The 22354-nt window shown below is 50.2% G+C and carries 25 protein-coding genes and 1 riboswitch; of the genes, 13 read left to right on the top strand and 12 right to left on the bottom strand.

All coding sequences use genetic code 11. The annotated features are described in order from the left end of the window. Nucleotides 1-576: a ribosome biogenesis factor YjgA gene (yjgA, locus tag HQN60_RS14275; protein ID WP_173534293.1), complete on the bottom strand. Its 576-nt coding sequence runs from the start codon at nucleotides 574-576 to the stop codon at nucleotides 1-3. 77 nt (nucleotides 577-653) lie between these two features. On the opposite strand from yjgA, the gene pmbA reads away from it, so the two are divergent. Genes pmbA through HQN60_RS14260 form a run of 3 tightly spaced genes read left to right on the top strand, consistent with a single transcriptional unit; the run spans nucleotide 654 to nucleotide 3097 of the window. Next, nucleotides 654-1985, top strand: coding sequence for a metalloprotease PmbA (pmbA, locus tag HQN60_RS14270; RefSeq protein WP_173534292.1), 1332 nt, complete (start codon nucleotides 654-656; stop codon nucleotides 1983-1985). Further along, nucleotides 1982-2608 carry a DNA-3-methyladenine glycosylase family protein gene (locus tag HQN60_RS14265; protein ID WP_173534291.1) on the top strand — a complete coding sequence of 209 codons (627 nt, stop codon included), beginning with the start codon at nucleotides 1982-1984 and terminating at the stop codon, nucleotides 2606-2608. Before pmbA ends, HQN60_RS14265 begins: the two co-directional genes overlap by 4 nt. Nucleotides 2609-2632: 24 nt before the next feature. Next, nucleotides 2633-3097, top strand: coding sequence for a polyhydroxyalkanoate granule-associated phasin (locus HQN60_RS14260; protein ID WP_173534290.1), 465 nt, complete (start codon nucleotides 2633-2635; stop codon nucleotides 3095-3097). On the opposite strand, the gene HQN60_RS14255 is transcribed toward HQN60_RS14260, so the two are convergent. Then, entirely contained in the window at nucleotides 3098-4045 is a 948-nt protein-coding gene (locus tag HQN60_RS14255; RefSeq protein ID WP_173534289.1) for a dihydroorotate oxidase, read from the bottom strand. It lies immediately after the preceding gene. An 84-nt stretch (nucleotides 4046-4129) separates the two neighbouring features. Then, nucleotides 4130-4564: a MarR family winged helix-turn-helix transcriptional regulator gene (locus HQN60_RS14250; protein ID WP_254456638.1), complete on the bottom strand. Its 435-nt coding sequence runs from the start codon at nucleotides 4562-4564 to the stop codon at nucleotides 4130-4132. Nucleotides 4565-4629: 65 nt separating this feature from the next. Between HQN60_RS14250 and HQN60_RS14245 the strand changes: the two genes are divergently transcribed. The 4 genes from HQN60_RS14245 to thiD all read left to right on the top strand — a co-directional run bounded on the left by HQN60_RS14245 (nucleotide 4630) and on the right by thiD (nucleotide 8369). Continuing rightward, complete coding sequence (locus HQN60_RS14245; protein WP_173534288.1) at nucleotides 4630-5775, top strand: aminotransferase-like domain-containing protein; 1146 nt, start codon at nucleotides 4630-4632, stop codon at nucleotides 5773-5775. A 120-nt stretch (nucleotides 5776-5895) separates the two neighbouring features. Then, a riboswitch (TPP riboswitch) is annotated at nucleotides 5896-6040 on the top strand. 30 nt (nucleotides 6041-6070) lie between these two features. Further along, nucleotides 6071-6907: a hydroxyethylthiazole kinase gene (thiM, locus tag HQN60_RS14240; protein WP_173534287.1), complete on the top strand. Its 837-nt coding sequence runs from the start codon at nucleotides 6071-6073 to the stop codon at nucleotides 6905-6907. Continuing rightward, nucleotides 6904-7575, top strand: a complete 672-nt coding sequence (gene thiE, locus HQN60_RS14235) for a thiamine phosphate synthase (protein ID WP_173534286.1) — start codon at nucleotides 6904-6906, stop codon at nucleotides 7573-7575. Before thiM ends, thiE begins: the two co-directional genes overlap by 4 nt. Further along, nucleotides 7572-8369 (top strand): bifunctional hydroxymethylpyrimidine kinase/phosphomethylpyrimidine kinase, encoded by a 798-nt coding sequence (gene thiD / locus HQN60_RS14230; protein ID WP_173534285.1) that lies wholly within the window; start codon nucleotides 7572-7574, stop codon nucleotides 8367-8369. Before thiE ends, thiD begins: the two co-directional genes overlap by 4 nt. A 377-nt stretch (nucleotides 8370-8746) precedes the next feature. Here the strand turns inward: thiD and HQN60_RS14225 are convergent, their stop codons facing one another. Further along, complete coding sequence (locus tag HQN60_RS14225) at nucleotides 8747-8935, bottom strand: hypothetical protein (protein ID WP_173534284.1); 189 nt, start codon at nucleotides 8933-8935, stop codon at nucleotides 8747-8749. A gap of 302 nt (nucleotides 8936-9237) precedes the next feature. On the opposite strand from HQN60_RS14225, the gene HQN60_RS14220 reads away from it, so the two are divergent. Next, entirely contained in the window at nucleotides 9238-9834 is a 597-nt protein-coding gene (locus HQN60_RS14220) for a PEP-CTERM sorting domain-containing protein (RefSeq protein ID WP_173534283.1), read from the top strand. Nucleotides 9835-9956: 122 nt separating this feature from the next. Then, nucleotides 9957-10172, top strand: coding sequence for a bifunctional hydroxymethylpyrimidine kinase/phosphomethylpyrimidine kinase (locus HQN60_RS14215; protein ID WP_173534282.1), 216 nt, complete (start codon nucleotides 9957-9959; stop codon nucleotides 10170-10172). Between the two features lie 81 nt (nucleotides 10173-10253). Here the strand turns inward: HQN60_RS14215 and HQN60_RS14210 are convergent, their stop codons facing one another. From HQN60_RS14210 to radC, 6 genes are all read right to left on the bottom strand, one after another. Then, entirely contained in the window at nucleotides 10254-10592 is a 339-nt protein-coding gene (locus HQN60_RS14210) for a hypothetical protein (RefSeq protein WP_173534281.1), read from the bottom strand. Nucleotides 10593-10598: 6 nt separating this feature from the next. Further along, nucleotides 10599-12101, bottom strand: coding sequence for a serine hydrolase domain-containing protein (locus tag HQN60_RS14205; protein ID WP_173534280.1), 1503 nt, complete (start codon nucleotides 12099-12101; stop codon nucleotides 10599-10601). Between the two features lie 46 nt (nucleotides 12102-12147). Then, nucleotides 12148-13683, bottom strand: a complete 1536-nt coding sequence (locus tag HQN60_RS14200; RefSeq protein WP_173534279.1) for a serine hydrolase domain-containing protein — start codon at nucleotides 13681-13683, stop codon at nucleotides 12148-12150. 64 nt (nucleotides 13684-13747) lie between these two features. Then, complete coding sequence (locus HQN60_RS14195; RefSeq protein ID WP_173534278.1) at nucleotides 13748-14752, bottom strand: AraC family transcriptional regulator; 1005 nt, start codon at nucleotides 14750-14752, stop codon at nucleotides 13748-13750. Between the two features lie 80 nt (nucleotides 14753-14832). Further along, complete coding sequence (locus HQN60_RS14190; RefSeq protein WP_173534277.1) at nucleotides 14833-16074, bottom strand: branched-chain amino acid ABC transporter substrate-binding protein; 1242 nt, start codon at nucleotides 16072-16074, stop codon at nucleotides 14833-14835. A gap of 385 nt (nucleotides 16075-16459) precedes the next feature. Next, nucleotides 16460-17134 carry a RadC family protein gene (radC, locus tag HQN60_RS14185; protein WP_173534276.1) on the bottom strand — a complete coding sequence of 225 codons (675 nt, stop codon included), beginning with the start codon at nucleotides 17132-17134 and terminating at the stop codon, nucleotides 16460-16462. 50 nt (nucleotides 17135-17184) lie between these two features. Between radC and coaBC the strand changes: the two genes are divergently transcribed. Together coaBC and dut are read left to right on the top strand one after the other, a co-directional pair. Further along, complete coding sequence (gene coaBC, locus HQN60_RS14180) at nucleotides 17185-18378, top strand: bifunctional phosphopantothenoylcysteine decarboxylase/phosphopantothenate--cysteine ligase CoaBC (protein WP_173534275.1); 1194 nt, start codon at nucleotides 17185-17187, stop codon at nucleotides 18376-18378. A 145-nt stretch (nucleotides 18379-18523) separates the two neighbouring features. Further along, nucleotides 18524-18973, top strand: coding sequence for a dUTP diphosphatase (gene dut / locus HQN60_RS14175; protein WP_173534274.1), 450 nt, complete (start codon nucleotides 18524-18526; stop codon nucleotides 18971-18973). A 68-nt stretch (nucleotides 18974-19041) separates the two neighbouring features. On the opposite strand, the gene HQN60_RS14170 is transcribed toward dut, so the two are convergent. Both HQN60_RS14170 and HQN60_RS14165 read right to left on the bottom strand, forming a co-directional pair. Further along, nucleotides 19042-19794, bottom strand: coding sequence for a CHAD domain-containing protein (locus HQN60_RS14170; protein ID WP_173534273.1), 753 nt, complete (start codon nucleotides 19792-19794; stop codon nucleotides 19042-19044). Beyond that, nucleotides 19787-20464, bottom strand: a complete 678-nt coding sequence (locus tag HQN60_RS14165) for an HAD family hydrolase (protein WP_173534272.1) — start codon at nucleotides 20462-20464, stop codon at nucleotides 19787-19789. The genes HQN60_RS14170 and HQN60_RS14165 overlap by 8 nt, the downstream gene beginning before the upstream one ends. 57 nt (nucleotides 20465-20521) lie before the next feature. Here HQN60_RS14165 and HQN60_RS14160 point away from each other — a divergent pair, with 57 nt between their 5' ends. Beyond that, nucleotides 20522-20920, top strand: a complete 399-nt coding sequence (locus HQN60_RS14160) for a YchJ family protein (protein ID WP_254456637.1) — start codon at nucleotides 20522-20524, stop codon at nucleotides 20918-20920. Beyond that, entirely contained in the window at nucleotides 20920-22248 is a 1329-nt protein-coding gene (locus HQN60_RS14155; protein WP_173534271.1) for a leucine-rich repeat-containing protein kinase family protein, read from the top strand. The genes HQN60_RS14160 and HQN60_RS14155 overlap by 1 nt, the downstream gene beginning before the upstream one ends. Nucleotides 22249-22354 lie beyond the last annotated feature (106 nt).

Below are 22354 nucleotides of genomic sequence, written 5' to 3'. Positions count from 1 at the left end.
TTAATCCTTGGTTGGGGCTTCTTCTTCTGGGTCTTGGTATCCGGTTGCCGGCTCTTTGATGAATGTTTTCATTAATTGAAATAATTCACGGAAGGCTTTTGGCGGTACGTGTTTGCCGGCTTCTTGTTGTTGGCGCTCTTTGATTGAATTGCGAATCAGTTGGCGCAGGTGTTGAATGTCAACTTCAGGGTAGTCAGCGATAAAGGTTTCAACGGTTTTTACATCGGTGAGCATTTTTTCGCGCAAACGCTCAATTTGGTGTAGCCAAATATTGTGCGTGTTTGAAATGCCTTTTTGCGCATCAAGAAACGCATAAATTGGTGCTGGATCGATATTTCGCATCAATTTGCCGATATACTGCTTCTGGCGAGCGGTGGCACCATTGGCCGTGATTTTCCGACCTTCTTTGACCGCATCCAAGATGTTTTCTGGTAGGTTCAAAGGGGCGAGTTGTTTTGGCGTATATTCCAGCAAAGTCGCGCCCAATTCTTGTAACGCAATGGCGTCACGTTTGGCTTGTGACTTGCTGATGATGCCAACGGGTTCATCGCTGTCGTATTGATTTAGGTTGGTCATGGTGTCAAGAACTTGTGCAAAAGCAGTATGATACCAAACGAAACCCTGTTACTGATTGTTCTTCTGGGAAAACTTCTGTGTCTGAATTTAGTTTTAGTGAACAAAACCTGCGTGATTTAGCCGCGCAAGTGTTACAAGAGGCGCAAAAACAAGGCGCAACCGCTTGCGACGTTGAGGTTTCCGAAGGCGCGGGCCAAAATGTATCGACTCGTTTGGACGAAATCGAAACGATTGAATACAACCGAGATAAAGGTGTGAATGTTACCGTTTATCTGGGGCAGCAAAAAGCGCATGCCAGTAGTAGCGACTTTTCGACTGCCGCTTTAGCTGAAACGGTCAATAAAGCGTTAAGTATTGCCAAATACACCGCAGCCGATGAATTTGCCGGTCAGGCCGATCCGGCGCGCTTGTGTACGCACTTTCCCGATTTGGATTTATACCACCCTTGGCCTTTATCGGTCGAAGGCGCTATTGAGTTGGCGCGAGAGTGTGAAGCGGCCGCTCGGGGCGTGGATGCGCGAATTAATAATTCTGATGGTGCCACGGTATCGACGTCTGGCTCGCGCTGGGTGTACGCCAATTCCTTGGGCTTTATGGGCACGGGTACCAGTACGCGCTACAGTATTTCTGCAGCAGTGATTGCCGAAGATGAAAGCGGCATGCAGCGCGATTACTGGTATAGCTCGGCGCGCGCCGAGACCGATTTAGATTCGGCCAAGAAAATTGGTCAACGCGCTGGCGAGCGCACGATTCGCCGATTGGGCGCACGTCGGCTAAAAACTGGCGAATACCCGGTGCTGTTTGAAGCGCCCGTGGCCAGCTCTTTGATCGGACATTGGATTGCAGCGGTCAGTGGCGCAAGTTTGTATCGAAAATCGAGCTTTTTGGTCGATAGCCTAGGCAAATCGGTGTTTTCGCCGTGCGTAACGATTACTGAAGATCCATTTTTAAAGCGCGGCTTTGCCAGCGGGGCTTTTGATGCCGAAGGCGTTGCCACCGTGGCGCGTACTGTGGTGGATGCCGGTGTGCAGCAAGGGTATTTCCTTGGTAGCTATTCAGCGCGCAAGCTAGGGATGGATACCACGGGTAATGCCGGTGGCCCACATAATCTATTGGTGGCGCCCACGATCGATGCGGCCAGTCTATTGGGTTTGATGGGAACGGGCTTATTGGTCACCGAATTACTGGGGCATGGCACCAATATGGTCACCGGGGATTATTCGCGTGGCGCGGCTGGGTTTTGGGTTGAAAATGGCGTGATTCAATATCCGGTTGAAGAAATCACCATTGCCGGTAATTTGCGCGAGATGTACCAGCAAATTATTGCCGTGGGTGATGACGGTTTGCGCTCAAGTAGTCGCCATGTTGGCTCGATTTTGATCGAAAAAATGACCGTGGCCGGTGAATGACCTCGCAGCTTCCCGCTTATTGGCAACAAGCTTGCCGACATTTGGCGGCGCAAGACCCCATCATGGCCAAGCTGATTGCAGCGCATCCTGCGGTGAGTTTGCAAAGCCGAGGGGATGTTTTTCATACCTTGGCCAGAGCCATTGTTGGGCAACAAATCTCGGTTAAAGCCGCTGATACAGTCTGGGCAAGATTCTGCGCGGCGCTGGGGGATGTATCAAGCGCCGCCGTGTTGCAGCAAGATCCAGAGGCACTACGCGCCTGTGGCTTGTCGGCCAGAAAGGTGGAATACCTCTGCGATTTGGCCGCGCAGCATCAAGCGGGGCGCTTAGACCCTAGCGTTTGGGTGGACTGGGATGATGGGGCGATTATTCAAGCTTTGATCGCCATCCGCGGAATAGGGCGCTGGTCGGCGGAGATGTTTTTATTGTTTTATTTATTGCGCCCCAATGTTTTGCCGCTGGCGGATATTGGTTTGATCAAAGCCATTGCACTGCATTACCACGCAGGTGAGCGTTTACCGCGTGCTGCGTTGATTGAGCTTGCCGCAGCGTGGCAGCCGTGGTGTAGTGTGGCCACGTGGTATCTGTGGCGCAGTTTAGACCCAGTTCCGGTCGAATATTAATGCTGTTCTTTGATAAGAAATGATATGACTCAATTAACGCAAGACCCGTTTGCTACATGGCATGAGTTGGCACAAAAAACGCAAGAAATGTGGCTCGATTCTGCCTTTGTCTTTTCACAGCGCACGCAAATGCTCGCGCAAGCGGGGATGAATCCGAATGCGGCCGAACAAGCTGAAATGACGCAGATGGGGATGGAAAAACTCGAAGCGGTGGGTGAATCTTCTGTCGCTGCTTTGCAGCAAATCGGTGCCATGCAGCAAGCTTTGTGGGCCAAAGCTTTGCAGCAAAATCAAGCGGCAATTGCTATGGTGACCGCCAGTATGACTTCACCGCAGGAGGCATTGGCCGCACAGCAACAATATTCTTATCAGTTGCTCAGTCCTGAGCTACTCACACAAGCCAGCGCCGATATGGCGCATGCCATTCTGCATCCAGTGCATAAACGAACCACTGAAAATGCAGAACGGTTGCGGGAAGAGAACGATTAATTACAAGGTTTTGAGCTTGCCATGAAATTGTGACAAGCTTGAATAGCCTTTCTTTTCCATGATTTCACTGAGTTCGGCTTTTACTCGGCCAAAAATGCTCGGGCCTTCTTCGTATAGCGCCGTGCCCATTTGTACCAAAGTCGCACCCGCCAAAATGTGCATAAAGGCTTCTTGGCCTGATTTCACGCCACCGCAGCCGATGATGGCTTTTTCTGGGCAGCGGCGATAGAAGGCATTCACATTGGCCAGTGCAGTCGGCAATACATAGTCGCCACCTAAGCCACCAAAGCCATCTTTCGGTTTGATGATGACCGATTCGCTGTCAATATCAATCGCCAGCGCATTCCCAATTGAATTAATGCAAGTTACGAAAGCAACACTTGGGTAGCGATTTAAAATCGCAGCGGCTTCGTCAAAATGTGCAATATCAAAATACGGTGGTAATTTAACGCCTAAAGCACGTTGCCCGTAACCGGAGGTGACTTCAGCCAATAAAGTATCCATGGCATCAAAATCATAACCCAGCTGCGCTTTGCCCGGTACATTCGGGCAGGACAAATTGATTTCTAAGATCGCCGGTGTGACCGCGTCTTTTAGGCTGTCGATCATCGCTAAATTATCATCCAGCGTAAGACCCGAAATCGAAATAAATAAAGGCTTGCTCTCATAATCATGGCGCTCGGTATAGCGCAAATAATAAGCAAAGCCTTCGTTGGGTAGACCCATCGAATTAATACTGCCCCACGGCTTATCCCCGTTGAGAACGCGGTAACGCGGCTCGGGATTGCCATCGCGCGGCTGTAAAGTACAGCTTTTGGTCACCATGGCGCCCGCTTCTGATTCTTGCAGTGCTTCGAGTTGTGAGCCCACGCTGCACCAAACCCCTGAGGCATTCATCAGTGGGTTGTTCAGAGGTAGATCTAAAAATGTTGTAGCTAAATTGGGCATGATAATGGCTCCCTAAAGACGATTAAATTCATCTTAGCGGCTAGAACGCAATGGGAATGTGAGCCTAATCAACAAAAGCTTGTTTTAAGATTTTGATGTGATTTGTTGGCTTAGCGTAGACATCATCTGGCGCCATGCCGTGGTGACCTCGGGGCCTAGCTCTGATTCAATGCGTCGCAGTAGTTCGCGCTGAGGGCTGGTGAGCTCATGCTCTAATTGCTGACCAAGTGGCGTCAAATATAGGTTTTTCACTCGTTTGTCATGTTCATCACTTTGACTGACAACCAATTGCGCGGCTTGCAAAGCTTTGAGTGGGCCGTGTAATGCCTGTTTGCTTACACCAAGTTTGCTTAATAGTTGGTGAATGGCAACGCCAGGATTTCTGGCAACAAAATACAACACTCGATGATGAACGCGTCCCCATTGGCGTTCGGCCAGTAAAGCGTCCGCTTGTGCGGTAAAGGCACGGTAGCCATAAAACAAGAGTTCAATATCGGCTTCAATTTTTTGGTCAATCATATTGACTTAATTTTCCTTGATGGGCATGATTTAGGTCTACTTAATTGACCTATATGGCGTATCTTATGCTAGCTAGAAGAATTGAACGTTTAACTTCGTCATTGGTTCGCGATATTTTAGCGGTCGCGCAACAGCCTGGGGTGATTTCATTTGCCGGTGGCTTGCCCGCTAGCGAAGCTTTGTTGTCGCTCGATTTAGCCGCATTGCCTGCCGACGTGGTGAAAAGTGCCCTGCAATATGGCCCGAGCGAGGGCGAGACGCAGTTGCGCGAATTGATCGCTCAGCGAATGCAAGCTATCGGTTTGGACTGCAGCGCCGCGCAAGTCTTGATTCTAAATGGCTCGCAACAAGGTATTGATCTCGTCAGTAAATTAATGATCGACGAGGGCACCCCAGTCTTGGTCGAAGAACCAGCGTATTTGGCCGCTTTACAATCCTTCCGTTTATTGGGGGCGGACTTACGCACGTTGCCGATTGCTGATGGCGTTGATTTGAAGGCGTTGGCCGAGCGCTTGCCAGAAGTGACCATGGCGTATTTAACGCCGACGTTTCAAAATCCGTCGGGCTATTGCTACAGCCAAGCAGAGCGGCAAGCAGTGGCCGCGCTGCTCGATACCCACGGTACGTGTTTGTTTGAGGACGACCCCTATCGCGAGCTAGCATACGATACCCCTGCACCCGCACCCTTGGTGAGTCATTTAACATCCGCGCCTTGGGTGTATCAAGGCTCGTTCAGCAAAACTTTGGCGCCGGGCTTACGCTTGGGCTATTTGATTGCACATCCAGATTTAATGCCGCATTTAGTGCGCTTAAAGCAAGCGGCTGATTTGCATAGCAATCGTTTAAGTCAATTGATTGTGACGCAGATATTGGCGAATGATCAGCTCGATCCGCATTTAGCCGCCGTATTGCCGCTGTATCGACAACGCCGTGATGCAATGGCCAATGCCTTGGCAACGCATTTAAGCCCTTATGCCACGTGGTCCTTACCGAGTGGCGGTTTGTTTTTTTGGGTCAAACTCAACACAGTCGATGACACTTTAGCGCTGATGCGCGCCGCTTTGGCGCAAAAACTGGCGATTATGCCGGGCGTGGCGTTTATGGCGTCAAATCAAGATGATGGGGCGATTCGACTCAATTTTAGTCATGCCAATCCCGAGCAAATTCAAATTGGGATTGCGCGCTTAGCGCAGATTTTGCGGGACTTTTGAGTGCAGAATCGGACTTGGCGCGGATTGCGAACTCAGCTTTGCAGCCACCAACTACAGGTGAACTTAGGCAAAAAGTTTGATCTAGTGCCGCACCGCGCCTGCGCTGAGACGGTACAATAGCCACTAGACTCGGGGTGCCGTGAGGGTCTGTTGCTGTGTGGTTTGCCAACTGGGAAATCCAACGTCAACAGGTCGAGCCGGCTGAGAGAAACCCGTTGTACCTGATCCAGATCATACTGGCGTAGGGATGTCTGCTGCGACTTGGCGACTTCCTGCGCTTTACAAGGAAATCGCGATGTCTCAAGTTGATCTTACAATTGCTGAACTGCCATTTCATTTAGTTGCCGATGAGCTAGAACGCTTACGCGCTAATACCCCCCTAGTGCATGTGCTGACCAATGAGGTCGTGCAATGCTTTACTGCCAATACCCTACTTGCCATTGGCGCTTCGCCAGCGATGATTGTGGCCGAAGCAGAGGTCGCTGATTTTGCGGCGATTGCCGATGCGCTGCTGATTAATATCGGCACCGTTTACCCAGTCCGACTACAAGCGATGAACTTAGCGATTGATGCCGCTAACGCCGCGGCAACGCCGTGGGTGCTCGATCCGGTGGCTGTTGGCGTATTGCAATACCGCCGCGATGCAGCGCTTGCGATGTTGGCGAAAAAACCAGCGGCAATTCGCGGCAATGGCTCAGAGATTTTGGCTTTGGCGGCTGCCTTGGCTTTGAATGCTGAGGCGATAGCGGGTGGTAAAGGCGTTGATAGTACGATGAGCTCAATGTCGGCATTGAGCGCCGCGCAGCAGTTGGCGCGCGCCACTGGCGCGATTGTTGCCGTGACGGGCGCGACCGATTACATCACCGATGGCGAGCAAACATGGGCGGTGCCGTGGGGTCACCCAATGATGACGCGCGTGGTGGGCACGGGTTGTGCATTGTCGGCCGTGGTGGCGGCCTTTTTGGCCGATGCCCCCAATCGACTCAATGCCGTGGCCGCAGCCTGCGCCGTGATGGCGATTGCTGGCGAGCGGGCGGTAGAGTGCTCTGATGGCCCGGGCACATTTGTTGCGCCGTTTTTAGACGCTTTACACGTGATTCATCCAGTGCAATTACGGAGCTATAGCGAATGACGACGACAGCGAATCCCATCGATTTAAGTTTGTATTTAGTGCTCGACCCGGATTTGTGTGGTGGACTGGACGAAATGGTCAGCACCGCGAAAATAGCCGCGCAAAACGGCGCCACCGTAGTGCAATTGCGCGCGCCGCAATGGAAAAAACGCCAATGGTTGCTGGCCGCGCAAGCGTTAAAAACCGTGCTGGCGCCGTACCATGTGCCACTGATTATTAACGATCAACTCGATATTGCGCTGGCGATGGATGCCGATGGGGTGCACGTTGGCCAACAAGATCTGCCCGCTAGTGAAGTACGGCGATTATTGGGGCCAAATAAAATCGTTGGTTTATCAACCAATGGTTTGGCGCAATTTCATGAGGCCGAAGCGATGTATCAGGCTGGCATCATCGATTATGTTGGGGTTGGGCCGGTATACCCTACAGGAACGAAAAAAGATGCTTCGCCAGTGATCGCCGTGGACGAAGTGGCCGCCATGTTGCAAAACCGCATCTTGCCAGCGGTGGTTATTGGTGGCATTCAGGCAGGGAAAGTGGCCCACTTGATGGCGCAGGGCTTTGATGGGGTTGCCGTGGTCTCAGCGATTTGCGGCCAAGCCGATATCGCTGGCGCAACGCAAGGTCTCTTGGCTGAAATTCATGCCGCAAAGGGAGGCACGAAATGACCATTCATACTTTAACCATTGCTGGCTCAGACTCTGGCGGCGGCGCAGGGATACAGGCTGATTTAAAGACTTTTTCAGCGCTTGGCACTTACGGCATGAGCGTGATTACCGCGCTCACCGCCCAAAACACCCAAGGCGTGCACGGCGTACAGGTGGTCTCCCCGGAATTTATCGCTGCGCAATGCGATGCGGTGTTTAGCGATATTCGCGTTGACGCCGTCAAAATGGGCATGCTTGGCAATGCGGCGACGATTGCGGTGGTGGCTGAGCGTTTGGCGCATTATCAACCGCCAATCATTGTGCTCGATACGGTGATGATTGCGAAGGGCGGTCATGCGCTGCTCGATCCGGCGGCGGTGAATGCGCTGCGCGAGCAATTATTGCCGATGGCCAGCATCATTACGCCGAATTTACCGGAAGCGGCGGCATTGCTTGCTTGTGCGGAAGCGCAATCAGAAGCGCAAATGCGGCAACAAGGTCGCGAATTAATCGCCGCAGGCGCGCAAGCCGTATTGATGAAGGGCGGACATTTAGGCGGCGAATCTTGCCCTGATTGGTTGATTACCCCTAATGATGAAGTCTGCTTCCCTGCCGCGCGCATTGCCACACGGCATACGCATGGCACCGGCTGCACCTTGTCAGCGGCGCTCACCGCGCTGCGCCCGCAATGTGCTGATTGGGTAGAAACCGTCGCCAAAGCTAAAGCATGGTTATTGCTAGCGATTAGCGAGGCCGAACGCCTCGAAGTGGGCCACGGCATTGGTCCGGTGCATCATTTTCATCAGTGGTGGTAAAAAGCGCATGCGTTGTTTTGCATCCTCGCTTGGATGCGAGCTTGAACGCCGGCGCATGATTAAAACCGCTGCTGATTGATCGCTGCCAGCTGGCTGCGAAAGCGCTGTTGGTCTGCAGTCCCTGCTGCGGTCAACAGGGATTTCGCCGGCCAGCCCTCGGGTGAATGTCGTTTGGATGTGGCTATGAAAAAGAATGGCCCTAAAGCAGGCCCAGAATGTTGATGTAAGTCGTCGATTGAAGTGGGCCAGAAAATAAACGCGGCACACAGTGCGCTGCAGCAAAAACCCACAAAATCACCCAGTGCATGGTTAAAGATGAAAATCTTCGCCATGTATTGCTCTCTATGCGTTCCCAGCCGCCATGCTTGGCCGTATACCTAACCGCATAAAGCCCCCATTGCTGCTTGATCGTGCATATATAGCTCAAGTCGAGTCGCTAGGGCGTCGCCGTAATTTTCTTTCAAATAGGTATGCAGCGCATGACTGCACAGCAGGTAAAGAAACCCGCCATCCAGCGTGCCAACGACTAGAAACGGCAAGCTGTAATGGAGGGAAAATTCACGCACTGCGTGAATCCTGCTGGTTAAGGTTGAGTTAGGCAGCCCGTGGCTTGGCCAGTTGTTGATTGAGCGCCGCCCAGCTTGGGAAGATCTCGACGGCGAGATCGACCTTATTACTTGTCGCGACCAAGTCCATAACAATGCCATCCAATTAAATTTAAACCCCGGCAATCTTTCATTAAAATAACAAATACTTTCCTTAAAAATACAAATAACAAACACAAGCATAAGTTAAAGTATGTGTGCAGCATTTTCCCGAGTAGACTTTACTTGCCGCAAGGCATTCAAAACAAAACATAGGGATAATTATGAAACTCAAGCACTTAGCACTTGCAATCACTGCAGCACTCGCCGTATCAAGCGCACAAGCTGCCATCGTTGATATTGATTTTACGAATTATGCTTATGGAACTGTATTTAGCACGCAGATTCCATATGTATCATTTAGCTTACAAGGTACAGGTTCAACGGCTGGCTCTCCCGTGATTAACGGCACATCTTGGTCAGGAAAAGGTCTAAGCAACAGCGCCTCTGGCGAATACCCTACGGCATCAATTTTGGATATCAAATTTGATGGCTTAGCGAATAACGTCAAGTTTAAATTTGACAACTATGGTTCGTCTTCTTCAGGTCGAGGCCATACGTTTTACACCGCATTCAATCAATTAGGCACAGCAATTGAAACTGGATTTGTGGGTGCCGGTGGTAGCTTTTCGCTCGCCGCGACTGGCATTGCTGGACTTCAATTCAACAATGGTACAACCGGCTCTAATAACTGGTTATTTGCCGTGAATACATTGCAAGCCAATGTCGCCCCAGTCCCAGAGCCAGAAACCTACGCTTTGATGGGGATGGGTTTGTTGGGTTTGATGGCGGCGCGGCGTCGTAAAGCTAAACAAGCTTAATTCGATTGATTTAAGCAGCATGAAAATGGCACCTTGGGTGCCATTTTTTATGATTTAAGCCAACGCAAAAAATCACGACAACTGAAACCTCGGCCAACACGGCGGCACTAGCGCCCAGATCCATGATGCTTTCCTGCGGCGCACATTGCCACACGGCTACGCATGGCACCGGCTGCACCTTGTCGGCAGCGCTCACTGCGCTACGCTCGCAATGCGCTGATTGGCCGGAGACGGTGGCTAAAGCCAAGTCATGGCTGTTGCTCGCGATTGCTGAGGCCGAACGCCTCGAAGTCGGCCATGGCATCGGCCCTGTGCATCACTTTCATCAGTGGTGGTAGTTGGTGAGTGAGTGCGAAGTAGACGGATTGCCGCACAAACGATGCTCGTGCGGTAATCAAATTATTGCTCATTCATGTTAATTAAGACTTAGGCCAGAATAAAAATGCCGCGCAGAGTGCAGCGCAGCAAAACACCACAAAATAGCCGAGTGCATGATTGCAAATAAATAGCCTGCGCCATGTATTGCTCTCTATGCGTTTCCAGTTGCCTGTTTTAGCTGCATACCGTATGCCATCCAGAAAACCACCCATTGCCTCTGCGTCGTGCATATACAGCTCTAGGCGAGGCGGCAGGGCATCGCTGTAGTTTTCTTTCAAATAAGTGTAGAGCGCATGCGAGCACGCCAGATACACCAAACCACCTAGCAGACCACTGAGTACTAAAAATGGCATGATGTAATCGAGAAAAAGTTCGCGCATTTGATTTTAATCCTTTGTGATTGTGACTAAATGGCCTGTGGCTTGGCCGCTCGATGATTCATTGTCGGCATAGCTCAATTCGAGATTGTTTTTATTGAACTTGAATGAGTAATGCCAAGAAGTTGCCCCTTCTGCGTATAGGGTTTTGATCTCTAGCGTATTGGTATTTTTCCATCGCGCCTTGGCATATAAATTTAGATTGAAAAAATGCGCATCGGCTTGGCGACGATATGCGCCATCCAGACCAACCGGCCAACTGGTTTTGCCGTTGATTGAATCCACCTCCCAAATTAAGCTACCTGCATCTTGTGGGTCAAGTTTGAGGCTAATGGCTTCGATTCCCCACGGCTTGCTCGCGAAACGCCATGTTTTACCGTACCAATGGTTACCGAATTCACGGGTGTTTTTTGCGTTGCTAGCAGGCAAGGCGATGGCTTGTATTGTTGCAGCCAATTGAGCTTGAGCGGCACTATTTTCAGATCGTGGTGCGCTATTTTTTATCACTTGGCTGATGAGGTTGAGTGCGAAATCATCCGTGTTTTGGTCAGCCATTTTACTAGTGATGACGATGACGGATTGTTGTTGCGGGTCAATGCGAATAAATTGCCCGTGTCGCCCCGACGCTTGAACGTGTTTTTGACTTAAATCCACCCAGAAACCACGGCGATAGCCTGCGCTTTGCGCTGATCTTGTATCTTCAAATAGATTTTTTATCCACCCGGCTGGCAATAGTCGCTGGCCTTGCCAAACGCCATCTTGCAGCCAAAATTGTCCTAGCTTGGCTAAATCATGCGGTGCAAGAGCCAAGCTAGCTTCGCCAATGGTGTGACCAGAAGGATCTTTTTGCCAATAAAAGTTTTGAATGCCAAGCGGCTTAAAGAGTTGCAGGGCGGCAACTTCTTGCATCGGCATATTCCACGCCTGTTCAATCACTGCGGACAGCAAATTCATATTGCCACCGTTGTAATTAAAGGTTCGGCCTGGTTCATCGTCCATGGCTTGCTGCAAAACGTATTGATTCCAATCGGCGCTGTTGACCATCTGATAAATACTGGACTGAGAATTGTAAGGTATTTCATACCAAGCAATCCCCGAGTGCATGTCGACCAGATTACCGAGCGTAATCGCGGCCTTGCGTGGGTCAATATCACCTTTCAGTTGCTCGGCAAAAAAAGGCCGCATCGGCTGATCCAGCTCTTTAAGTTTGCCTTGCTCAATTGAAATCCCCAGCATCGTTGAAGTCACACTTTTGGTGACTGAACGCAGGTCGTGCAGGGTATTGGGCTGATAAGGATAGAAATAGCTGTCTAGTACGATATACCCATTGCGCATGATTAAGATGCTATCAATGGGTGTGCCTGATTTTTGAATCTCTTTCAGTGCCATATTCAGCTGAGCCGAGTCGATCCCCTGCGCCTCGGGCGAGCTGGTGGGTAAATCATTGGTGCTGTTGGCAGAAGTCAAACCACTCGCCATTAGCAGTAGCAAACTACAAAATTTTAAGCGCATGCTGATACCCTTGTTGATTTGGCTGGTGATGAATTAGAGCAAATGCTTAGCGGAGAATGCCTTGGCTGGCGATTGAGTCGTTCATATTCAGTAGGGTGGCTTTATTGCCTTTGAATTTGATTTTGGAACTGAATTCCCACGTTTCATCTAAATCTATCGACTCTACTTGTAACGTCTGTTTGTCCAGCCATTGCGCTCGCGCGGCGCGCATTGATTCTGGCCCAGATTTTTGCCAACGATTGTCGATGGGTGTTACGGGGCTGTATCGCCAAGCATCATTCAAACTGGCTTGAATAATGAAGGGCTTGTTACTGGGGTTGCGTGGCGACACCGTGATGGTGGCAATATCATTATTGAATTCAAGTTGTAGCTGGCTTACCCAAAATTCAGGGTTAGCAAGATCAATTTTGCGTTGATGGAGCGTTTTTTCCAGTGGTGAGCGCAGTTTTGACGTGGCTGTTGGGGTGGCTAGCTGCTTGATTTTTTCTTGTAATGCGGTATGGGCGATGGGGTTTTCAGCGCGCTGATCTTTAAGCTTTAAATAGTATTCGCGCAGCGCACTGAGGCCAAAATCGGATTGTTCTTGGTTGCGTGAGGTCATCACCACAGTGATGTCATCTTGCGGAAAAACGGCAATAAATTGCCCTGCATAACCCGATGCGCTATACCATTCTCGGTTTTTTCCTACCCACCATTGTGCGCCATAGTAATGAGAGCCTGAGCTGATACTTAACATTGGCGCTGTGGCGTATTGCACCCAGCTAGCGGGCACGATTTGTTGATCTAGCCAAACGCCATTTTGCCGATACAGTTCCCCGAGTTTTAGCATGTCGAGCGGCATGATATAAAGCCCACGCCCACCAGCAAGATGGTCTTGTTGGTCGCTATTGATCCAGCGTGTATTGCTAATACCGAGTGGTTTAAACAAACGTTGTTCGGCGTAATCGACCAATGAACTACCCAATGCCGCTTCACCCAAAACACCAAGCAAATCCGAACCACCGCTGTTGTAGTTAAAATTATTGACCTGATCGGGTTCAATCGAGCGATTGAGTACAAACTTCACGATATCGATATCGGGTTGTCGTTTTAGCTCATCAAAATCACCAAAATCATCACCACGCCACTCTTGCCACAACAATCCTGTCTTCATCCCCAGCAATTGTTCAACAGTAATCAGTTTGGCATTGGGCAAGTCGGCGTATTGCGGCAAAATATCGGCGACGGTATCGGTTAGTTTGAGCTTGCCGTCGCTAATCAACATGCCAATCAAGGTCGCCATAAAGCTTTTGGTGACTGAGTTGACTTGATGCGGAATGCCTGCGTGAAATGGCGCAACATAGGCTTCGAGTACCACCTTGCCATGGCGGGCGATAATGATGCTTTCCATGGCAAAGCCGGGTGTTTGCAGGTAGTTGAGCATTTTGCTGAGCTGCGTGGAATCTAACCCCACTGATTCGGGTGTGGCGCGCTGGACTAATGCCGTGGCTTGTGTGGTGGGTGAGCTGGGTAAGTCGCTAGTTGCGGCTTGACTTAAGCTCAGGCTCAGCGCGATGGCGACGCTAATCAGACGATATTGCATACAGTATCCTTGGGTATTGGCTTGAGCCTGTTATTGATTAAGGTTTGTAGTTAAATACATCGTATTATTTCGCTCGCCGTTGCTTTACGGGTACACAAAGCTGATAAGTAAATTGGGTTGTCGCCAGCAGCGTCTCTTGTGGGTCTTTAATTGGCCCAAGCGTATGGCCGGGGCGTGTTTCGTCCAATTCCCATTTACTGTGTGGCAAGTAATAGCCAAATACGTACTCGGCCAGAATCATTGAGTCGGCGACGGTGCCGCAAAAGTCGACGACTAAATACTGCCCCGCGGCAATGTCGGCGACGAGGATATTGCGTTCGGTTTGAAACGTCGCATCAACCAGCAAGCCAACGGCGTAGGCGCAGCGCTGATGGTCGGTGACGTTGGGATTGTCCAGCATCCGCGATACGCAGCGACTATTGGTGTTCGTTAAGCCATGGGCTTGTCCCCAGCGGGCAACACGTTGCCAAAGGGTAAACATTTGTTCTAGCTCAACGCCATTTTGCCAAAAATACACCCAACGATAGCTCGGCATTTTTTCGAATTTAAGTGCTGAAATTTGCTTTGGTAATGCGCCGTTTCTGGCCGCTGCCAGTGCGACTGATCGTTGTGTGTCAGGTATTGATTCTATGGGTTTATCGGTATGGGATACTTTGCAATTCTTGCTATCTTGCAAGATCTTTTCATTATTTCTGTGAGATTGCTGACGCCAGTTATAACTTAAACCGTCTAAAGTCCATTGCTCGCCTTTACGCCAGTCACTGGCCGTCATACCAAAGTGCGTGCGAAATGCCCGAGAAAATAAGGCTTGTGATTTAAAGCCACAATCAAGTGCAATTTGCTGCATGGGGAAGGGGGGATTAATCAGCAGCAAATTGGCGGCGCGCTCTATGCGAATCCGGCGTAGATAGTTGTTGGGGGTCTCTTGCTGAATCGCGGTAAATACACGGTGAAAATGATAGGGTGAAAAATGCGCGGCTTGGGCTAAATCAGCGAGGACGATATGTTGATCGAAGTGGCGGTAAATGTACTCGATGGCTAAATGAATGCGCTTAACGTAGTCGTCCATATTTGGCGATGGCGGTTGTCTGTTTGGGGTGAACAATAAAAAAGGGAAGCGGATGCTTCCCTTTTTTTAAGTGCGGCTAATTATTTAGCCGGAGCTGGCGCCGATGCCGTAGCCGATGCGGCTGTCGCTGGGGCACCACCTACCACTTCAACGATTTCCCATTTGCCATTTTTAACCACATAAACCCCGATGGCACCATTTTTAACGTCGCCTTTTTCGTCAAAAGTGATGGTGCTCGTCAAACCTGGGTATTCCATGGTTTTTAGGACTGGCAAGTATTTTGCTGGGTTGGCAGAGCCCGCTTTTTGCATTGCAGCGACCATCATTTTGGTTGCGTCATAGCAATATGGTGCATAGAGCTGAACTTCTACGCCAAATTTATTTTTGAATTTTTCTTTAAATTCTTTACCGCCTGGCATGTCTTCCAAAGATTTGCCTGGGCTAGATGCGTAAGTGCCTTCGGCATCGGTACCGGCCAATTTGATAAATTCGCCAGTTTGGGTGCCGTCAGCACTCATTACGGTAGCTGGAATGCCGAGTTTTTTGGTTTGTTTTTTCAATGGTGCGGCTTGTGCATCCATACCACCGTAGAAAATCAAATCTGGTTTCGCGCCTTTGATATTGGTCAGAATGGCGTTGAAGTCAGTTTCTTGGTTGGTGGTGAATTCACGTTTTACGATTTCAGCACCAGCGGCTTTAGCGGCTTTTTCAAATTCATCAGCTAAGCCTTGGCCGTAGGCAGTACGATCGTCAATGATGGCGATTTTTTTGGCTTTGAGTTTTTTAACTGCAAACTCACCCAATACCACACCTTGCTGTGCATCATTGGCCATCACGCGAAATGCGGTTGGGAAACCTTGTGCGGTGTAGGCAACGGCTGTGGATGATGGCGAAATTTGTACGATGCCGGCGTCGTTATAAATTTTTGACGCTGGAATGGTCGTGCCTGAGTTCAAGTGGCCGATCACGCCGCTGACTTTTTGGTCAACAAAGCGCTGAGCGACGGTGGTGGCGGTTTTCGGGTCGGCTTGGTCGTCTTCTGACACCAATTCAATTTTCATTTTTTTGCCAGCAATATCCACACCGCCAGCGGCGTTGATTTCGTCGATGGCCATTTGCACGCCATGTTCGTTGTCTTTACCTAAGTGGGCGATATTGCCGGTCATTGGCGAGGCTTGACCAATTTTGATGATGTCGGTTTCCACTTCAACCGTAACGGGTGCAGATGCTGGGGCGCTGGCCGTGTCGGCCGGTTGTTGTTTGCCGCAGGCAGTAATCGACAAAATAGCGGCAGCGATGAGGCTGAGGCGAGCGATGGTCATCGTGAATCTCCGAGATTGGGTGTTGTTATTAATTACGGTTGTTTGGGTACTATTGCCATTTAAAGGCAATCAATCTTGCTTTCGCAATCAGCGACTAGAAATCAGTGTTTTCCTGTATCTCGACCGCAACAGTTCTTACATATTGTAGGGGTGACAGTTGCTAGGAGCGAGTCAATCATTGCTGGTTTGTTTGTTAATTGAAAGAAATACGCCAGATAGCTACGTTCTGCGGTGTTTTGAGGCGTGTTGCGGGTGATGGATTTTCGGGTTTGGGGACGTGCAGTTTAGGCTCGGGAGTGGTGTTTATTTTTAAAATGGTTGTTTGAATGCATGTTGCATTTTTGCTACGAAGCCCGTTACCGGTGGTTGGGGTTTAGCGTCGGCGCTATAAATGGCCCAGTTCGGCCAAAGACACTACGCGGTGGGCGGCGACGATAAAGTGATCGAGTAGTTTGATGTCCAGCAGCGCCAAAGCGTGTTGCAATTGGCTGGTGAGTAAAATGTCAGCCGGTGAGGGCTCAGCGTGGCCTGAAGGATGATTGTGCGCGACGATCAGCGCAGCGGCATTGAGCTCTAACGCGCGCCGCGCCAGCTCTCGGGGGTAAACGCGGGTTTCGGTGAGCGTGCCTTTAAATAAAATCTCGGCGGCAATCAGTTTGTGGCTGTTGTCTAAAAATAAGCCATGAAATTCTTCATGATTGAGGCCGCGCAGCCGCAGCTTTAAAAAATCCCGCACTGCACTGGGGCTACTCAGCGTATCGCGCGCTTTGAGTTCTTCACATAGCGCACGGCGGCTCATTTCGAGTACCGCTTGTAATTGGGCATATTTGGCATCGCCAATGCCGTTAATGTGCGCAAAATCATCGAGCTTGGCTTGAAATAAAGCTTGTAATGAGCCGAAATGCTGTAGCAAATCACGTGCTAAATCGACGGCGCTTTTACCGGCAATCCCCACGCGTAAAAAAATCGCCAGTAATTCAGCGTCATTAAGTGCCACTGCGCCATGGCGAAGTAATTTTTCCCGTGGACGAGAATCTGCAGGCCAATCGGTGATAGACATCGGCGTTTCTTGGTAAACTTCGGATATTCGCTATAGCAGAGGCTTACACTGTGAGTCATAAAAAAATTGTATTGGGCATTACCGGCGGCGTTGCCGCGTATAAATCGGCAGAATTAACGCGGCTGTTGGTCAAGGCCGGTTATCAAATCCATGTGGTTATGACCGAGGCGGCAACGCATTTTGTTGGCGCTGTGACGTTTCAAGCATTGTCAGGCCATCCAGTGTTTGTGGATCAGTGGGATGCGCGTATGCCCAATAATATGGCGCATATTGATTTAACCCGTGGCGCGGCTGCGGTATTGATTGCGCCGGCATCGGCCGATATGTTGGCCAAAATCGCGCAAGGGCATTGTGATGATTTATTGTCGACCTTGGTCGCGGCGCGGACTTGCCCATTGCTCGTTGCACCGGCAATGAATAAGCAAATGTGGGAAAACGCCCCCAATCAGCGCAATGTGGCGCAATTGCGTGCCGATGGCGTGGCCATCTTGGGGCCGGGCTCCGGTGAGCAAGCGTGTGGCGAGGTCGGTGATGGCCGGATGCTGGAAGCGGCGCAAATTTTTGAATTACTCGAAGCCAGTCTGCAGCCGAAACGTTTACTCGGTAAACGGGTGCTGCTCACTGCAGGGCCTACGTTTGAGCGAATTGATGCGGTGCGCGGTATTACCAATAGCAGCTCAGGCAAAATGGGCTACGCGATTGCGCGCGCAGCGGCGGAAGCGGGCGCTGAGGTGGTGTTGGTGTCGGGTGAAACGGCGTTGCCAACACCGATAGGGACGCGGCGTATTAATGTCTTGAGTGCGCAGCAAATGCTCACTGCGGTTGAGGCCGAAGTGGCTGCGGCGGATATCTTTATCGCGGTGGCCGCCGTGGCTGATTACTACGTGCTCAATCCATCTGAGCAAAAAATCAAAAAAGACGCGCATATTTTAACGCTAGAGCTCGCGCCCAATCCGGATATCTTGGCCAATATGACCGCCAAAGAAAATCCACCATTTTGCGTCGGTTTTGCCGCTGAATCTGAAAATCTATTGGAATACGCCGAAGCCAAACGTAAACGAAAAAAACTGCCGTTGTTGGCGGCCAATTTAGTGCAGACGGCGATGGGGCATGATGATAATGAAATTGTGTTGCTGGATGACAGCGGTGAAACGCGTTTAGCGCGCGCACCTAAAATCGACATTGCACGCAAACTTATCGCGCATATCACCCGTTTGTACGACGCAGCGCAATTAGAAAAATAAAAATGGGTTTACCCGCTTAAAATTGACTCAGCTAGGTGCTGGCGACTGATTGAGTTCAATCGACTAAGGGTTTGCTGGCTTTGGCAAGTCAGATGTCAACAGACTCTAGGTCATTGTTTAATTTAAATGTTTTTAGGAAATACTTATGACCACGATCGATGTAAAAATTTTAGACGAACGCTTAAAAGATAATTTGCCGGCCTATGCCACAGCAGGTGCCGCAGGATTGGATTTGCGCGCTTGTTTGACTGCGCCGATCGAATTAGCGCCCGGCGCAACCACCTTGGTGCCCACGGGTATGGCCTTGCACTTGGATAATCCCGGCTTGGCGGCGATGATTTTGCCGCGTTCAGGCTTGGGGCATAAGCATGGCATCGTGTTAGGCAATTTGGTCGGTCTGATTGATTCTGATTACCAAGGGCAAATCTTTGTTTCGGTATGGAATCGAGGCAATACCACGTTTACGATCCAACCTTTAGAGCGCATTGCGCAATTGGTGATCGTGCCGGTAGTGCAAGTAGGCTTTAATATCGTCGATGAATTTGCCGCGAGTGATCGCGGAGAAGGCGGTTTTGGTAGTACTGGTAAGCATTAAGCGAATGCAATGCGAAGAGTAAATCTCTTCGCCTTATGGGTATCTATTTGTAGCCGTGATATTTAATGCTATTGATGGATATACCCCAGTTGAACGTTGAGCTTTTTCCAATCGCGCTGTGCATTGAGCCAGTGCGATTTTTTTACGCGTTTTTTTCCTAGCCACAGCGCTAAAACGCTGGCGTCGTGCAATTCACCCAATGAAGTTTGTGCCGTTTTGAGTGCGGGTGATAGTGCATGAAAGCGAGTCGGCAACCACGTTGTCGCTAGCGTATTTAAGTAACGCAAATGTTTGATATGCGCGCGACGTTGATGCCATTGTGCCATTGATGCTGAGGAACTTGTTTTGCGGCTTAGCGCTTGGATTTGCTGGCGGGCTTGCCGTACCACCTGATGTTTTAACTGCGTTTTACTGGTTTTTTGGATGCGCCGCTGGCAATGCTGCAAGGTGCTCATGGCTAAAGTAGCGACGTCACTGGTACGGAGTGCGGCTTTTAAGATCGTAATGCCTTCGACGTAAGCTTTGCTGAGTGAATTAAATTGTGCGGCATTGATGTCTTTACCCAGTAAAGTCAGCATCACCTCCGCATCGCGTGTTGGGCTGCTGAGTTTGGCGAGCGCTTGCCATGCTTGTAAAATCGCCGCGTCGAGTTTTTTGTTGGATTTTAAAACAATCGGCAGCAAGCAGCGTAAACGGCGTAAGGCGACTCTAAATTGATGCAGTGCTTCGCTGTTCTTGTCTTTGATGATTTTATTTTTGGCGCGATCCAATACGATCAGTTGCTTAGCGATTGAGTGTAAAAAATCTTTCTTTTTAGGCATGACCTTGCTCCAAGATGGATCGCGCAGCGCTGAGTGAATCAACTATTTCAATCTCTAACGCTTGTGTTTGCTCGGTTGCAGGAAGTAAATCGGGCACCATAATGACTCGACATCCAGCAGCATGGCCAGCTTGTGCGCCGAAATTCGAGTCTTCAAAAACCACGCAATTGGCCGCATGCACGCCCAGTTGTGCGATCACTTTAAGGTAAATGTCGGGGGCCGGTTTGGGATGAATGATTTCATCGCCGCAAACGGCAAGTTGAAAATAAGGCCATAAACCGCTAATGGTGAGGTGGTGATTGGCCATGGCGCGTTTCGTTGAGGTGGCAACCGCGCAGGGAATGGCGCTGTGGGTTAAAAAGTCGAGTAATTCGATCACGCCGGGACGTAAATTGATCGTTTCATGGCTGCGGGCGAGGTAGATTTCGTGCGTTGTTGCGCGCAATTGAGCGACTGGAAAATGCGGCCCGAGTGCCGCGTGCAAATACGCTTCGGTTTTTGATGAGTGCATGCCAATCATGCCCAGTGGAATCTCGGCGGCAATGGCGTGGCCTAATTGTTCGGCGGCATCATGCCAGCAGCTTAAGGCCATTCGCTCACTATCAATCAATAAACCGTCCATATCAAAGATGGCCGCCGCAATTTTATTGGGGTTGGTGTTTATTTTCATTGCCTTATTTTCGATTTATTTCAACAATACGCCAGTTTACTCGCCTTGAATTGATTTATGACTCTGAAAATGACCGTTTCTGCCCAATCGATTTGCCCGTGTGGCTTACCTGCAACCTATGGCCGCTGCTGTGGTCGTTATCATGCCGGTCTTGCTGCGCCGACGCCTGAAAGCCTGATGCGCTCTCGCTATAGCGCGTACGTGCTTGAATTAACGGATTATCTAAACGCCACTTGGCACCCTTCGACCCGCCCTGATGATTTAGGCGTAAGTGAAGATGACGCCGTGAAGTGGCAAAGTTTGAAAGTGAGTTTTGCAGCCGAGCAAGGCGATGAGGGTGAAGTGAGCTTTGTTGCGCGCTATAAAGTCGGCACGGTGGCGTATCGCTTGAGCGAGCACAGCCGTTTTGTTCGCGAAGATGGGCGCTGGTTTTACCTTGATGGTGAAGTGATTTAATGCCCGCGGGTTTGAGTACTCTGGCGCAATTAAAAGCCGGTGCCTTGCAAGGCTGTACCCGCTTAGATCTTAGCTGTGGTTTGACTGAGTTTCCGCGCGAGATTTTTGCTCTGGCCGACACCCTTAAAATCCTTAATCTATCCGGAAATCAGCTATCGAGCTTGCCTGCCGATTTGCCACGCCTGCGGCATTTAGAAGTGATTTTTTGTTCTGAAAATCGCTTTGCTGAGCTCCCCGCGGTATTGGGGCAATGCCCGTCACTGACGATGATTGGTTTTAAATCCAATCAAATTGCGCATGTCGCTGCCGAAGCATTTCCGCCGCATTTGCGCTGGTTGATTCTCACGGACAATCAAATTACTGAACTGCCTAGCTCGATCGGGCGCTGTCATGAGTTAGAAAAACTGATGTTGGCAGGCAATCGCTTGGCAGCACTGCCCGCTGCGTTAGCGCACTGCCAGCAATTGGCCTTAATCCGGTTGGCGGCCAATCAATTAACGGCGTTTCCTGAGTGCTTATTGCAGTTGCCGCGGTTGGCGTGGTTGGCGATCGGTGGTAATCCATTTAATGCCGCGTTCGAACTGAATGAGAAGGATGACGTTGCGAGCGTGAATGCGTCGGAGGTGACATTCGGGCAAAAGCTCGGAGAAGGGGCGTCTGGCACCATTTATCAAGCGCAATGGCATCACGCAGAACCGCGCGAAGTCGCTATCAAGTTATTTAAAGGCGCAGTCACCAGCGACGGTTGGCCGCACACCGAAATGGCGGTGTGCCGCGCTGCAGGAGAGCATCCGCATTTAATCGGGGTGTATGCCCAATTGCTAGCGCATCCTGCGGGGGATGGCTTGGTATTGCCGTTGATTTCGCCTGAATTTACCGTATTGGCGGCACCTCCAAGTTTAAAAACATGTATTAGCGATGTGTACGCCAGCGATTTACGGTTTACTTGGCGTGCCGCCTTGCTCGTGGCGCATGGCATTGCCGATGCGGCGCGGCATTTGCATCAGCGTGGCATTTTGCATGGTGATTTATATGCACATAATATTTTGCATCACCCCGATGGCCGAGCTTATTTGGGTGATTTTGGCGCGGCGTCGTTTTATTCGCCAGATGCAGAGTGGGCAGCGGCGCTAGAGCGCATTGAAATACGTGCTTTTGGCCATTTATTGGCTGAGTTATTGGCGCGAATCGATTGGCCAGATCACCATGACGATTTGCGGCTTGCGGTGATGTGTTGGCAGAAGCAATGTGTCGATCTGGCGGCTGATGCTCGGACGACATTTGCTGATTTGCAACAAGGAGTGTGGCGAATTTTGCAAAACAACTAGGTATCTTCCCTAGATTGCTGTGACAGGCTTGACAGATGTAGTGGCTCGATTTAATTTTCAAACAGTCGTTTGAAGTTGATGCAAGTCAAGTTATTACATGGGGTCT

The organism is Deefgea piscis (assembly GCF_013284055.1).
GTDB classification, from domain to species: domain Bacteria; phylum Pseudomonadota; class Gammaproteobacteria; order Burkholderiales; family Chitinibacteraceae; genus Deefgea; species Deefgea piscis.
The sequence above is the reverse complement of the archived record's forward strand: the minus strand, read 5'-3'. Positions and strand labels throughout refer to the sequence as shown.